This window comes from Streptomyces parvus (assembly GCF_014648875.1).
Lineage (GTDB): Bacteria > Actinomycetota > Actinomycetes > Streptomycetales > Streptomycetaceae > Streptomyces > Streptomyces parvus.
Map to the genome: position 1 here is coordinate 266,545 of NZ_BMRY01000011.1, position 12,978 is coordinate 279,522.

Annotated in this window: 12 protein-coding genes and 2 pseudogenes; 7 read left to right on the top strand and 7 right to left on the bottom strand. The window is 73.6% G+C overall.

Annotated elements, in window-relative coordinates; genetic code table 11:
* Positions 1–27: 27 nt before the first annotated feature.
* Positions 28–777 (top strand): maleylpyruvate isomerase family mycothiol-dependent enzyme, encoded by a 750-nt coding sequence (locus tag IE140_RS29625; RefSeq protein ID WP_150196658.1) that lies wholly within the window; start codon positions 28–30, stop codon positions 775–777.
* A gap of 15 nt (positions 778–792) precedes the next feature.
* Here the strand turns inward: IE140_RS29625 and IE140_RS29630 are convergent.
* Positions 793–1,070 (bottom strand): annotated as a pseudogene (locus tag IE140_RS29630) (response regulator transcription factor); the annotation flags it as partial.
* 176 nt (positions 1,071–1,246) lie between these two features.
* Entirely contained in the window at positions 1,247–2,461 is a 1,215-nt protein-coding gene (locus IE140_RS29635) for a geranylgeranyl reductase family protein (protein WP_006122614.1), read from the bottom strand.
* 195 nt (positions 2,462–2,656) lie between these two features.
* Between IE140_RS29635 and IE140_RS29640 the strand changes: the two genes are divergently transcribed.
* On the top strand, positions 2,657–4,021 hold the full coding sequence (locus tag IE140_RS29640; protein ID WP_100560914.1) for a dipeptidase: 1,365 nt from the start codon (positions 2,657–2,659) through the stop codon (positions 4,019–4,021).
* A 126-nt stretch (positions 4,022–4,147) separates the two neighbouring features.
* The gene (locus IE140_RS29645) at positions 4,148–4,834 is read left to right on the top strand and encodes an MBL fold metallo-hydrolase (RefSeq protein WP_150196657.1); all 687 of its coding nucleotides are present in this window, start codon (positions 4,148–4,150) and stop codon (positions 4,832–4,834) included.
* Positions 4,835–4,986: 152 nt separating this feature from the next.
* Here IE140_RS29645 and IE140_RS29650 read toward each other — a convergent pair whose 3' ends face one another.
* Entirely contained in the window at positions 4,987–6,024 is a 1,038-nt protein-coding gene (locus tag IE140_RS29650) for an NUDIX hydrolase (protein ID WP_150196656.1), read from the bottom strand.
* 83 nt (positions 6,025–6,107) lie between these two features.
* On the opposite strand from IE140_RS29650, the gene IE140_RS29655 reads away from it, so the two are divergent.
* The gene (locus IE140_RS29655) at positions 6,108–6,572 is read left to right on the top strand and encodes a hypothetical protein (protein ID WP_229826944.1); all 465 of its coding nucleotides are present in this window, start codon (positions 6,108–6,110) and stop codon (positions 6,570–6,572) included.
* Between the two features lie 80 nt (positions 6,573–6,652).
* Here the strand turns inward: IE140_RS29655 and IE140_RS29660 are convergent, their stop codons facing one another.
* Positions 6,653–7,582: an ROK family protein gene (locus tag IE140_RS29660; protein ID WP_032766162.1), complete on the bottom strand. Its 930-nt coding sequence runs from the start codon at positions 7,580–7,582 to the stop codon at positions 6,653–6,655.
* Between the two features lie 208 nt (positions 7,583–7,790).
* On the opposite strand from IE140_RS29660, the gene IE140_RS29665 reads away from it, so the two are divergent.
* The gene (locus tag IE140_RS29665) at positions 7,791–8,819 is read left to right on the top strand and encodes a LacI family DNA-binding transcriptional regulator (RefSeq protein WP_093441390.1); all 1,029 of its coding nucleotides are present in this window, start codon (positions 7,791–7,793) and stop codon (positions 8,817–8,819) included.
* A gap of 83 nt (positions 8,820–8,902) precedes the next feature.
* Here IE140_RS29665 and IE140_RS29670 read toward each other — a convergent pair whose 3' ends face one another.
* Positions 8,903–9,736, bottom strand: coding sequence for an alpha/beta fold hydrolase (locus IE140_RS29670; protein WP_093441388.1), 834 nt, complete (start codon positions 9,734–9,736; stop codon positions 8,903–8,905).
* Positions 9,737–9,828: 92 nt separating this feature from the next.
* Between IE140_RS29670 and IE140_RS29675 the strand changes: the two genes are divergently transcribed.
* Positions 9,829–10,377 carry a CGNR zinc finger domain-containing protein gene (locus IE140_RS29675; protein ID WP_150196655.1) on the top strand — a complete coding sequence of 183 codons (549 nt, stop codon included), beginning with the start codon at positions 9,829–9,831 and terminating at the stop codon, positions 10,375–10,377.
* Positions 10,378–10,627: 250 nt separating this feature from the next.
* The gene (locus tag IE140_RS29680) at positions 10,628–11,368 is read left to right on the top strand and encodes an NHL repeat-containing protein (RefSeq protein ID WP_150196654.1); all 741 of its coding nucleotides are present in this window, start codon (positions 10,628–10,630) and stop codon (positions 11,366–11,368) included.
* Between the two features lie 13 nt (positions 11,369–11,381).
* On the opposite strand, the gene IE140_RS29685 is transcribed toward IE140_RS29680, so the two are convergent.
* Together IE140_RS29685 and IE140_RS29690 are read right to left on the bottom strand one after the other, a co-directional pair.
* Complete coding sequence (locus tag IE140_RS29685; protein WP_150196653.1) at positions 11,382–12,680, bottom strand: DUF6986 family protein; 1,299 nt, start codon at positions 12,678–12,680, stop codon at positions 11,382–11,384.
* A gap of 171 nt (positions 12,681–12,851) precedes the next feature.
* A pseudogene (locus tag IE140_RS29690) lies at positions 12,852–12,978 on the bottom strand (electron transfer flavoprotein subunit alpha/FixB family protein); the annotation flags it as partial.

The following is a 12,978-nucleotide window of genomic DNA, read 5'->3' on the forward strand; positions in this document are numbered from 1 at the left end:
CCGCACGCCACTGGCACAATCGCCGCCATGCAGATCACCGAGCACATCGCGTCGTTGTCGGAGGAGGGGCGGCTGCTCGCGGCGGCCGCCGAACAGGCCGGTCCCGGCGCATCCGTCCCGACCTGCCCCGGCTGGCAGATACGCCATCTGCTGCGGCACACCGGCATGGTCCACCGGTGGGCGGCGGCGTTCATCACCGAGGGGCACCCCGCCTACCACCCCGACGGCGGCGAGCCCGACCTCGACGGGGCCGAACTCCTGGCCTGGTTCCGCGAGGGGCACCGCCACCTGGTCCGGTCCCTGGAGGAGGCGCCCGCCGACCTGGAGTGCTGGACCTTCCTGCCGGCCCCCTCCCCCCTGGCGTTCTGGTCCCGCCGCCAGCTGCACGAGACGACCGTGCACCGGGTGGACGCGGAATCGGCGCTCGGCGGTCCGCTGACCCCGGTCTCCGCCGACCGTGCCGCCGACGGCATCGACGAGCTGCTCACCGGCTTCCACGCCCGCCCCAAGAGCCGGGTCCGCTCGGACAGGCCGCGCACGCTGCGGGTACGGGCCGTGGACACGGCGGCGACCTGGACGGTACGGATCTCCGAGGCCCCGCCGCAGGCCGTACGCACGGCAGGTGAGGGCAGCGCGGAGGATGCCGACTGCGAGCTGAGCGGTACGGCCGAGGGGCTCTACCTCGCCCTCTGGAACCGGCTGCCGCTGACCGCCGTCACCCTGCGCGGCGACCGCGCGGTGGCCAGGCTCTGGACGGACAACTCCGCCGTCACCTGATGAGAACGGGCGGCCTCAGCCGAGCCGGCCGTGGCGCACCGGCCTCGATTCGTAGGCGAGGACGACGACCTGCGCCCGGTCCCGGGCGCCGAGCTTGACCATCGTGCGGCTGACGTGGGTCTTCGCGGTGAGCGGGCTGACGACCAGTCTGCGGGCGGTCTCCTGTTCCACAGGCCGATGCCGACCAGCGCCATCACCTCCCGCACCTCCCGCTCCCGCTCGGTGAGCAGCGCGAGCGAGGCGGCGGCGGTCGGCTGCTTGGATCGGGCCGCGAACTCACCCAGGGCAGCCCGACGGCGGTCCGCGAGCGCGCGCGGGACAGCCACGGCGGCCCGCCCCGGTGCGGCGGTTGCCGTTCGTCCATGGCGGCCACCCCAGACGGCGGACGGGCGTGGCGGCGTCCGCCGTGCGTGGTGATCACCCGTACTCCGTGGGGAGTACGGGTGATCACCACGGAACGCCGGGGAAGCTAGCGGTCCATCGCGTGGAGCGCCCGCTGCGCCAGCGGGTGCGTACGGACGAGCTCGGCCAGTGACGTCGTCCCCCGGGTGATTCCGGCGAACGACTTCCAGGCCGGGCGGAAACCGGTCAGCACCGCGTGCAGCAGGCCCGGCCGGCGCTCGAACAGCTTGAGCATGCGGCGGCCGACGCCCATCTCCACACCGAGGCCGGCCTTGATGGCGAACGCGTAGTTGAGAGCCTGACGGCGGGCGTCCACCGCGTCGTGCGCCTCGGCGATCCTGACCGCCCACTCCCCCGCGAGCCGCCCCGAGCGCAACGCGAAGGAGATGCCCTCGCGGGTCCACGGCTCGAGGAGTCCGGCCGCGTCGCCGCAGACCACGACCCGGCCGCGGGAGAGCGGCGAGTCGTCGCTGCGGCAGCGGGTGAGATGGCCCGACGAGATGGCGGGCTCGAACCCCGCGAGGCCGAGGCGGGCGATGAAGTCCTCCAGATACCGCTTGGTGCCCGCGCCGTCGCCACGCGCCGAGATGACGCCCACCGTGAGGGTGTCTCCCTTGGGGAAGACCCAGCCGTAGCTTCCCGGCATCGGGCCCCAGTCGATGAGGACCCGGCCCGCCCAGTCCTCCGCGACGGTGGCCGGAACCGGGATCTCCGCCTCCAGGCCGAGGTCGACCTGATCGAGCTTCACCCCGACATGGGCTCCTATCCGGCCCGCGCTGCCGTCCGCGCCGACGACCGCCCGCGCGAGCACGGTCTCGCCACCGGCCAGCACCACGGCGACCGTTCGCCGGTCGGGCACGGCGGGACCGTGCTGCTCGACCCGCACCACCGAGGCGCCGGTGCGCAGTTCGGCCCCGGCCTTCTGCGCCTCCTCGACCAGGCCGGCGTCGAACTCGGGGCGGTTGATGAGCCCGAAGAGCATGCGCCGGGAGCGGCGGGTGCGGGCCAGCTTGCCGTTGAGCGAGAAGGTGACCGCGTGGATGCGGTCCTTCAGGGGCAGTTCGAACCCGGGCGGCAGGGCGTCCCGGGAGAAGCCGATGATGCCCCCGCCGCAGGTCTTGTAGCGCGGCAGTTCCGCTTTCTCCAGCAGCAGGACTCTCCGGCCCGCCACGGCTGCCGCGTACGCCGCCGATGCCCCGGCCGGTCCGGCGCCGACCACGACGACATCCCACACCAACGACTCTTCCGGCTCACGTCCGGCGTCTGCGTTCTCGCTGCTCACGATGTGCTTCTGCTCCCGATCCGACCAGTGGCCCCAAGCTGCTCACGGCATCCTACGGCGCGCTACGGGCCGGCCCTCCTGTGGGAGGATCGGCCATGATTTCGTCGTACATGCGTCGTCGCACACACGGCGTCGCACACGGTCGCGTACACACCGCGCCCTACCCATAACGTCGCACCCACGAGGAGCGTGCCCATGACCGCCCGTCCGATTCCCGAGACCGTCGCCTCGCTGATGCCCCGTGCCCGGGAGGAGCTGGCCGAGCTGGTGGCGTTCCAGTCGGTGGCGGACCCGGCGGTGTTCCCCAGGAGCGAGTGCGAAGGCGCCGCCAACTGGGTCGCCGACGCGCTGCGCGCCGAGGGGTTCACGGACGTCGCTCTCCTGGACACCCCCGACGGGACGCAGTCCGTCTACGGGTATCTGCCCGGGCCGGCCGGGGCGCCGACCGTGCTGCTCTACGCCCACTACGACGTGCAGCCGCCGCTGGACGAGTCGGCGTGGATCTCCCCGCCGTTCGAGCTGACCGAGCGCGACGGACGCTGGTACGGGCGGGGCGCGGCCGACTGCAAGGGCGGGTTCATCATGCACCTGCTCGCGCTGCGCGCCCTCAAGGCGGACGGCGGCGTCCCGGTCTCGGTGAAGGTGATCGCCGAGGGCTCCGAGGAGCAGGGCACCGGCGGTCTGGAGCGGTACGCGGAGGCGCACCCCGAGCTGCTCCGCGCGGACACGATCGTCATCGGCGACACCGGCAACTTCCGGGTCGGGCTGCCGACGGTGACGGCGACGCTGCGCGGGATGACCATGCTGCGCGTGCAGTTGGACACCCTCGAAGGGAACCTGCACTCGGGGCAGTTCGGCGGCGCGGCCCCGGACGCGCTGGCCGCGATGATCCAGCTGCTGGCCTCGCTGCGCGCGGAGGACGGGACGACCACGGTCGACGGTCTGACGGGTGACGCCGACTGGGACGGCATCCAGTACCCGGAGGCGGAGTTCCGGCAGGACGCCAAGGTGCTGGACGGCGTCGAGCTGATCGGCACGGGCACGGTCGCGGACCGCATCTGGGCCCGTCCCGCCGTCACCGTCATCGGCATCGACTGCCCCGCGGTGGTCGGCGCGACCCCGTCCGTACAGGCGAGCGCGCGGGCCCAGGTCAGCCTGCGGGTGCCGCCGGGCCACGACGCGGCCGAGGCGACGAAGCTGCTCACCGCCCACCTGGAGTCCCGGGCCCCCTGGGGCGCGCGGGTGAAGGTGGAACAGGTGGGCCAGGGCCAGCCGTTCCGGGCCGACATGAGCAGCCCGGCGTACCAGGCGATGGCGGACGCGATGCGGGACGCCTACCCGGGCCAGGAGATGCAGTCCTCCGGCATGGGCGGCTCCATCCCGCTGTGCAACACCCTGGCGGGCCTCTACCCGGAGGCGGAGATCCTGCTGATCGGGCTGAGCGAGCCCGAGGCGCAGATCCACGCGGTGAACGAGAGCGTGTCGCCCGAGGAGCTGGAGCGGATGTCGGTCGCCGAGGCGCTGTTCCTGCGCAACTACGCCGAGTCGAAGAAGGCCTGATCCCGCTGGGCCCCGGTGTCCGGCCGCCGGGGCCCTCGCCTCTTCACGGGCGGGCTTCGCCCCCGGCGAAGTCGCCCGGAGCGTAGATCCGTGCGGCGTCCGTCCGCCGCTGCGTACGTTCGCCGCATGGATCTCGTCGAGGTACTCCCCCAGTTGCACATGTTCCGCTTCCGGATCGGTCAGGCGTATCTCTGGCGCGACGGGGCGGACCTGACGCTGATCGACGCGGGCGACAGCGCGTCGGCCGCCGCGATCGGGGACGGGGTCCGGGCGCTCGGCCACGATCCGGCCCGGATCCGCCGCATCGTCATCACCCACGGCCACCGCGACCACTACGGGGCCGCGCGGGAGCTGGCGGACCGGTACGGCGCCGAGATCCTCGCCCACGTGCTGGACGCCCCGGTGATCCGGGGCGAGCGGCCCGTGCCGGAGCCGGACCTGCTGGACTGGGAGCGGCCGCTGTACGCGCATGGGCTGACGTGCCCCGAGGCCCCGCCCACCCGGGTCGACCGCGAGGTGACCGGCGGTGAGGTGCTGCCGTTCGGGGACGGTGCGCGGGTGGTCCACGCCCCCGGTCACACGCCGGGCTCCGTCGCGCTCCATCTGCCGCGCCACGGCGTGCTGTTCACCGGGGACGCCGTGGCCTCCGTGGAGCGGGTGATGCTCGGCGTGTTCAACGTGGACCGTGGGGAGGCGGCGGCCACGTTCCGGCGACTGGCCGCGCTCGCACCCCGTACCGTCTGCTTCGGCCACGGCGACCCGCTCACCGAGGACGCCGCCGCGGTGATGGAGGCGGCGGCGAACGGCGGATGAGGCCCGCGAGGTTCCCGGCGCGCGCAGTGCTTCCGCGGCCGATGAGGCCGCACGGGCGACCGGCGTGCGCGGCGCCTCCACAGCGGCGCCTCCACGGCGGCGCCGGAGGCGTGGCTCAGCCCGGCCGCGCCCAGGCCCCGTACAGCCCCCGCTCAGCCCACCGGCACCCCCGCCTCCAGGTTGAGCACCGTCTTCCGCTCACGCGCCCGCAGGGCCCAGCGCAGCCGTTCGTACCGGGTGGGCGGCAGCATCCCCGCGGCCTCCTCCTCGGTGACGAAGCGCCAGCCGCGCAACTCGGAGCCGGGCAGCAGCAGCCGGCCGGCGTCCTCGGAGCGGAGCAGGCCGCCGTCGAAGAGGAAGCGGAGCCCGCCGTATCCGGGCGGGCGGGGCGACTCCCAGTCGACGAGCAGCAGGGTGGGCACCCGGTCGAGGCTGAGGCCGATCTCCTCGGCGACCTCACGGATCCCGGCCTGCGCGGGGGCCTCACCGGCCTCCACGACCCCGCCGGGAAACTCCCACCCCGGTTTGTACGTGGGGTCGACGAGCAGCACCCGGTCCTGCTCGTCGAAGAGCAGCACCCCGGCGGCCACCGTCTCGCCCGTCGGCTCGGGCGTCTGCACGATGGGGCACGGCGGGGCGCTCCCGGTGCGCACGGCGTCCGCGATCCGTCCGGCTGTATCCCGGGGGGTGAGGGCGCTGTTGTCGACCACATGCGCGTCCTGGGCGATCCAGCCGAGGGCGTCGCGGTACGGGCCGATGTGCTCGTACGCCCAGCGGCGCACCCGGTCGTTCTGTTCGTCGTCGCCGGGAAACTCCTCGCGGCCCGCGATCCGGCTGCGCAGGATCGTTTCCTCAGGTGAGAGCGCCACATGCCGGACCGGGATGCGCCGGGAGGCGAGCCCGCCGAAGATCTCGTCGCGATACTCCTGCCGCAGCAGTGTCATCGGCACCACCAGCACCCCGGGCACCTCGGCGAGCAGCGCCGCCGCCGTGTCCACCACGAGCCGCCGCCAGATCGGCAGGTCCTGGAAGTCGGTGACCTCGGCGAGCCGCTTCTGCGGCAGCAGGGCGCGCAGCCCCGCGCCGGTGACCTCCGGGTCGTACAGCGTGCTGTTCGGAATCAGATCGGTCAGTTCGCCGGCGGCGCTGGTCTTGCCCGCGCCGAACGCACCGTTGATCCAGACGATCACGGTTCCCCCTCTTCCGTAGCCCCCTGTGGCTTGCCCGCAACACCCTGCCGCGGAAACCCCGCGGGGGCGACGGCGTTGGCCGGATGCGGCCGTCCGGGACGTACGAACGCCCTGCCGTCACCCCGCGGTCGCACCCGCATCGGCTTCGGGGAACGCTCTACGTCCCGTCGCTCTCGATCGCCTCCGAGCTTCTCGCCTTCACCGCGATCGGCCTGATCGCCCGCTGGGGCGAGGTCTTCCCCCGCTGGGTCCCGTACCTGGGCGGGCGGCAGGTCCCGAGATGGGCCGTGGTCGTCCCGGCCGCCGTCGGAGCCACGGTGCTCACGCTCGTCTTCACGGTCCTGTTCATCCTCACCGGGATCCGGGGCACGACGATCCGCGGCGACGAACTGCCCGCGGACTTCCCCGGCGAGGCGGGAGGCTGGGAATCCGCCTGGTTCTCCCTCTGCCACGCCCCGCTGGTGCTCTGGGGGCCGCTCATGGTCGTCCTGACCGTCGCGTACCACCAGCGCCGCCGCGGAACGGACCGCCCGGCAGCCACCGCGTGAACGCGGCACGCGGCCAACCGGCCCAGGAGGCGCCCGGCCTGACGAACCGGGCGCCTCCTGGAAGCTGTCGTGACACGCGGTCAGCGCAGGGCGATGGCCGCCGCCGCGGCCCCGACCAGGCCCGCGTCGTTGCCCATCACCGCGGGCGCCACCGTCAGCCGACGGAGGTAGGAGAGCGTGGCGTACTCGCGCAGGCTGCGGCGCAGCGGTACGAAGAGGACGTCGCCGGCCCCGGCCACTCCCCCGCCGACCACCGCGATGTCGAGGTCCGCCAAGGTCGCGGTGGCCGCGATTCCAGCGGCCAGCGCCTGGGCCGCGCGCTCGTAGGAGGCGATGGCGACCGGGTCCCCGGCGCGGGCGGCGACGGCCACCGCGGCGGCCGTCGCGTCGCCGTCCGGGCCGGGCCGCCAGCCGTTCTCCAGGGCGCGGCGGGCGATGTTGGGGCCGCTGGCGATGCCTTCGACGCAGCCGCGCGCACCGCAGGGGCACGGGTCGCCGTCCAGGTCGACGCTGATGTGGCCGATGTGCCCGGCGTTGCCCGAGGGGCCGGGGCGCAGGGTGCCGCCGAGGACGAGGCCGCCGCCGACGCCCGTCGACACGACGAGGCAGAGCGCGTTGTCGTAGCCCCGGGCGGCACCGAGCCAGTGCTCGGCGGCGGTCATCGCGACCCCGTCGCCCACCAGCGCGACCGACAGTCCGCCCGCCGTCTTGTGCACGCGCTCCACCAGCGGGAAGTCCCGCCAGCCGGGAACGTTGACCGGGCTGACCGTCCCGGCGGCGGCGTCCACCGGACCGGCGCTGCCGATGCCGACGGAACCGGCCCTGGCCCACAGCGGCGAGGCCATCAGCTCGCCCAGCACCTCGTCCACCGTCCCCATGACCGCCTCGGCGCCCTCCCGGGCGGGCGTCGGCCGCTGCGCCCGTACGAGGAGGGATCCGTCGCCGTCCACCAGCGCTCCGGCGATCTTGGTGCCGCCGATGTCGAGCGCGGCGACGAGGTCGGTATGCATCGGTGTGGGCTCTCCGGATCGGTGAAGGGGCGGGACCTGCGGGTTCCGTCCATAGTCTGCACAGTCTTCATCCTGTTGACAACGTTGTCCAGGGCCTATGCTCGACGCCACAGCCTCCGATCATCCGCGCGGCGCCCCGTCTCGGCCCCGCTCGGCCCCGGCCGGAGCACCGCAAGCCCCGCCCGTATCCGACGACAGGACAGCGCACGTGGACCGGACCGCCCGTCATTCCGAGACCCGCTACGGTAACCGGCCGACCATGAAGGACGTGGCGGCCCGGGCCGGAGTCGGCCTGAAGACGGTCTCCCGGGTGGTGAACAGCGAGCCCGGCGTCACGCCCGACACCGAGCGCCGCGTACAGGAGGCGATCGACGCTCTCGGCTTCCGCCGCAACGACAGCGCCCGGGTGCTGCGCAAGGGGCGTACGGCGTCCATCGGACTGGTCCTGGAGGATCTGGCGGACCCGTTCTACGGTCCGCTGAGCCGCGCGGTGGAGGAGGTCGCCCGGGCGCACGGCGCGCTCCTGATCAACGGTTCCAGCGCCGAGGACCCGGAGCGGGAGCAGGAGTTGGTGCTGGCGCTGTGCGCCCGCCGCGTCGACGGTCTGATCGTGATCCCGGCGGGCGACGACCACCGCTATCTGGAGCCGGAGATCAAGGCGGGCATCGCCACGGTCTTCGTGGACCGCCCGGCGGGCCATGTGGACGTCGACATGGTGCTCTCCGACAGCTTCGGCGGGGCCAGGGAGGGCGTGGCGCACCTGATCGCGCACGGTCACCGCAGGATCGGGTTCATCGGCGACCAGCCGCGGATCCACACGGCCACCGAGCGTCTGCGCGGCTACCACGCCGCCATGCGGGACGCGGGCATCACCGTCGAGGACGGCTGGGTATCCCTGGGCTCCACCGATCCGGAGCGGGTGCGGGCCGCGGCCGAGGAGATGCTGAGCGGCCCCGAGCCGGTCACCGCCCTGTTCGCGGGCAACAACCGCGTGACGGTGACGGCGGTGCGGGTGATCGCGGAGCGGGAGCGGCCGGTGGCGCTGGTCGGGTTCGACGACATCGAGCTGGCCGACCTGCTCGGCATCACGGTGATCTCACAGGACGCGGCGGCGGTCGGCAGGACCGCCGCCGAGCATCTCTTCCGCCGCCTCGACGGAGCGGACCACGCCCCGGCGCGGGTGGAGCTTGCGACGACGCTGATCCCGCGCGGCTCGGGCGAACTGCCGCCCGCCTGAGCCGGGTCGGGCCCCGCGCGGGCCCCGGGGCTGGGCAGAGAGCCCGCCGCCCCGAAAGACCCTCACCCCAGGGGCACCCGCCCTCAGGCCGCGGCGGCCACCGGCCGGAACTCCCGGGTGAGCAGCGCCAGAAGCCGCGCGGGCGCGTCCTCGGGAGTCGCGTGGCCCGCCCCCTCCAGCCAGTGCAGCTCGGAGTGCGGGATCAGGGCGTGCAACTGCTCGGCGAAGGGCGGCGGCAGGAAGCCGTCCTCGCGCCCCCAGATGATCCGGGTCGGCACCGGCACGGACCCCAGCAGATGCTGGAACTCGTCGGTGGCCGCCTGCTCCAGCTGCCCGTACTGGCGGTAGTACGCGGCCCTGCCCGCTTCACCGCGCCACGGGTCGAGATGGGCGGCCAGGACGTCCGGCCGGTAGCCGGTGTGGCTCGCGAAGCGCAGATGGCTCTCGGCCAGCGCCTCGTGTGCGTAGACGGGCAGCTGCTCGAAGACGTGCGCGTTCTCCCGTACGAGCCTGAAGAGCCCGGTGCCCCAGTCGCCACAGCCCACCGCGTCGACCAGGGTGAGATCGGCGTACCGGGCCCCTTCCAGCAGCAGCGCCCGCAGGGCCACGGCCCCGCCGATGTCGTGGGCGATCACCCTCGGGCGCTCAAGACCCCAGTGGTCCAGGAGTCCGGTGAACACCCGCGTGTGTGCGGCCAGCCGGAGATCCTGCCCCGCGCGCTGCTCCGACTGCCCGAAGCCGAGCAGGTCGAAGACGTAGACCTGGTGGTCCCGGGCGAGCGCCGGTGCGATCTCGCGCCAGACGCGCGACGAGAACGGGGTGCCGTGGAGCAGGACGACCGGGTCGCCCTCCCCCAGCACGTCCCAGCGGACCGTCCCGTCCGGGGTCTGATACGTCCTGGTCAGATTGCCGTTCATGACACGCCTCCTGATGTCGGGTGCAGACCGTGCCGGACTTTCGACGTTACCAGAGAATGCCCTATGTCAGTAACGTTGATAAAGTGGGGATCATGCGACGGAACCCGGCACCCGCGGAACTCGAACCGGTCGAGGCGTTCTGCAACACGGCGACCCTCCTCCACGGGGAGGACGAGTTCGCCCGGCCGGGGACGGCGGGCGGGTGGCTGCGGGCGCACGGGTATCCGGAAGCGGTCGCCCCGGCCGAACTGGCGGCGCTCACGGAGGCCCGGGAGACCGTGCGGGCCTACCTGGCGGAGCGGACCTCGCCCGAGGCCCTCGACGCCCTCAACCGGCTGATCCGCTCCGTGGCCGGCGCCCCGGCCGTACGCCCGGACGGCACCCTCGCCCTGCGGCCCGTCGACGACGGGCCGGTGGCGGGGATCGTACGGACGGTGCTCGAAGCCCTGCTGCGGGACGGCCTGACCGGACGTCACGCGACGCGGCTCAAGGCCTGCGCGGCGCCGGAATGCCGCTGGGTCTTCTACGACCGGGCGCCGGCGTCGAACGGCCTGTGGTGCGACATGGACGTGTGCGGCGCCCGGCACAAGATGCGGGCCTACCGCGCCCGCGGCGGCGTGTCCGCGCGCCGGGACGGCTGAGGCCGGCCCGCCAGAGCTGTTGGGGTGGCGAGCCGGGCCCATCGGGGCGTGGTGCCGACGGATCGCCGGGGGCGGCTCCCTATCGTCGGCGGCCGACGCCCCGCCCCCGTACATCCGGAACAGGTACGCACCCATGAGCCGTCCCACAACGACCCGGCCGATCCCATCGATCCCATCGGCCTCGTCGACCCCGTCGATCCCTTCAGCCCCGAAGCAGCGGCACGGGCAGCCCCGTTGGCGGCTCGCGGTGATGGCCGCGGCGCTGCTGCTGTGCGCGGCCCCGGTCGCCTCCGCCGCCCCCGGGACCGCACCCGGCCCGGCGGAGGGTCGCCCTCCGGCGCACGGCGGGGCACCCCTGTACATCTCCGACTACAGCGACAACACCGTGCTGCGCCTGCCGCCCGGCGGCGGGGCCCCGGTCATGGTCGCGGTGACCGGTCTGATCCGCCCGACCGGGATGGTGCTCGCCCCCTCGGGCGACCTGTACATCTCCGACACCGGCAACAACCGGGTCGTACGGGTGCCGGGCGACGGCGGCCCCCAGAGCGTCGTCCCCACCACCGACCTCTCCCGCCCCATCGGGCTGGCACTGGACGCGGACGGCGACCTCTACATCGCCGACAGCTTCAACGACCGGGTGGTCAAGGTCCCCGCCGACGGCGGCCCGCAGACGACCGTGCCCACGACGGGCCTCTCCCAGCCGACCGGCCTGGCCTTCGGCCGGGGAGGAGATCTGTTCGTCTCCGACAGCGGCAACGACCGGGTGGTGCGGCTGCCGGCGGGCGGCGGACCGCAGCGGACCGTCCCGGCGGTCGGGCTCAACTCCCCGTACGGCCTGGCCTTCGACCCCGCCGGCGCGCTCTACGTCGCGGACTTCAACAACGACCGGGTGGTGAAGCTGCCGGTGCGCGGCGGGCAGCGGACGGTGCCGGTCGCGGGCCTGCGCACCCCGGCGGGACTGGCCATCCCCTCGGAGCGCGCAGGCTACTGAGTCCGTCTCCGGCTTACGGAGCGGTGACCGTCAGGTCGCCCCGGCGCGGGGAGGCGAAGGCGTCCAGGTCCGCGCGGGTCAGGCCGGTCAGCCGGGCGACCTCGGCGGTGTCCAGCGCGCCGCAGTCGATGCCGCGCAGCAGGTAGCCGCTGAGGGCCTTGGCGGTGGCGGGTTCGTCCATGACGTCACCGCCGGCCTTGGCCACGTAGGCGGCGAGGCGGGCGGCGGCGGGCTCCAGGCCCTCGCGGTAGAAGGCGTACACGGCCGCGTAGCGCGTCGGCAGGTGGCCGGGGTGCATGTCCCAGCCCTGGTAGTACGCGCGGGCCAGAGCGCGGCGGGTGAGGCCGTAGTGGAGCCTCCAGGCCTCGTGGACCTGGTCGGTCGGGCCGACGGGCAGGACGTTGGTGGAGCCGTCGGAGACGCGTACGCCGGTGCCGGCGGCGGCGACCTGCATGACGGCCTTGGCGTGGTCGGCGGCGGGGTGGTCGCTGGCCTGGTAGGCGGCGCTGACCCCGACGCAGGCGCTGTAGTCGAAGGTGCCGTAGTGCAGTCCGGTCGCCCGGCCGCGCGCCGCGTCGATCATGCGGGCGACGGCGGCGGTCCCGTCGGCGGCGAGGATGGACTGGCTGGTCTCGATCTGGATCTCGAAGCCGATACGCCCGGCGTCGAGGCCGTGGGCCTTCTCGAAGGCTTCGAGGAGCCGGACGAAGGCGGTGACCTGCTCGGGGTACGTGACCTTCGGGAGGGTCAGCACGAGCCCTTCGGGGAGGCCGCCCGCCTCCATCAGGCCGGTGAGGAAGACGTCCGTGGTGCGGATGCCCCGGTCGCGGACACCGGCCTCCATGCACTTCATGCGGATGCCCATGTACGGGGCGGCGGTGCCGTTCGCGTACGCCTCGGAGACCAGGCGCGCGGCGCGGGCGGCGGCTTCGTCCTCCTCGGCGTCCGGGCGGGGACCGTAGCCGTCCTCGAAGTCGATGCGCAGGTCCTCGACGGGCTCGCGCTCCAGCTTGGCGCGTACGCGGTCGTGGACCGGGCCCGCCAGCTCCTCGGGGATACCGAGGACGGAGGCGAACGCGGCGGCGTCGGGGGCGTGTTCGTCGAGGGCGGCCAGCGCCTGGTCGCCCCAGGAGCGCAGGGTGCCGGGCTCGAAGACGTCACCGGGTACGTAGACGGTGTGCACGGGCTGGCGGGTGCCGGGGTCTCCTGGGTAGCGGCGGGCGAGTTCCGCGTCGACCGCCGTGAGGGAGGCGCTGATCTCCTCGCTGACCGCACCGGCGAGGCTCGTTGCCACCTTCTCCTGCTGACCCATGACCGTACCCTCCACGCTCTCGCTGTTTCCGCTTACCGGAATCAACAATCCGTATAGTGAAGTTATAAGGCCGCTCGACCTGCGTCAATGGTCGCCCGGAACGGCACCGGGCCGCGCGGTGGGGTTCACCGTGCGGCCCGGGCGGGGTACTGCTGGGTGGTGCGGGAGGGGTCAGCCCTTGCGGGTGTTGATCTCGTCGGTGAGCTGGGGCACGACGGCGAAGAGGTCGCCGATGACGCCGTAGTCGACGAGTTCGAAGATCGGGGCTTCGGCGTCCTTGTTGATCGCGACGATGGTC

Coding starts and splice junctions, on each gene's coding strand:
- IE140_RS29685 (WP_150196653.1), bottom strand. CDS start 12,680: ATGGGTCAGCAGGAGAAGGTGGCAACGAGCCTCGCCGGTGCGGTCAGC.
- IE140_RS29670 (WP_093441388.1), bottom strand. CDS start 9,736: ATGAACGGCAATCTGACCAGGACGTATCAGACCCCGGACGGGACGGTC.
- IE140_RS29645 (WP_150196657.1), top strand. CDS start 4,148: ATGGATCTCGTCGAGGTACTCCCCCAGTTGCACATGTTCCGCTTCCGG.
- IE140_RS29675 (WP_150196655.1), top strand. CDS start 9,829: ATGCGACGGAACCCGGCACCCGCGGAACTCGAACCGGTCGAGGCGTTC.
- IE140_RS29655 (WP_229826944.1), top strand. CDS start 6,108: ATGCGGCCGTCCGGGACGTACGAACGCCCTGCCGTCACCCCGCGGTCG.
- IE140_RS29625 (WP_150196658.1), top strand. CDS start 28: ATGCAGATCACCGAGCACATCGCGTCGTTGTCGGAGGAGGGGCGGCTG.
- IE140_RS29640 (WP_100560914.1), top strand. CDS start 2,657: ATGACCGCCCGTCCGATTCCCGAGACCGTCGCCTCGCTGATGCCCCGT.
- IE140_RS29660 (WP_032766162.1), bottom strand. CDS start 7,582: ATGCATACCGACCTCGTCGCCGCGCTCGACATCGGCGGCACCAAGATC.
- IE140_RS29680 (WP_150196654.1), top strand. CDS start 10,628: ATGGCCGCGGCGCTGCTGCTGTGCGCGGCCCCGGTCGCCTCCGCCGCC.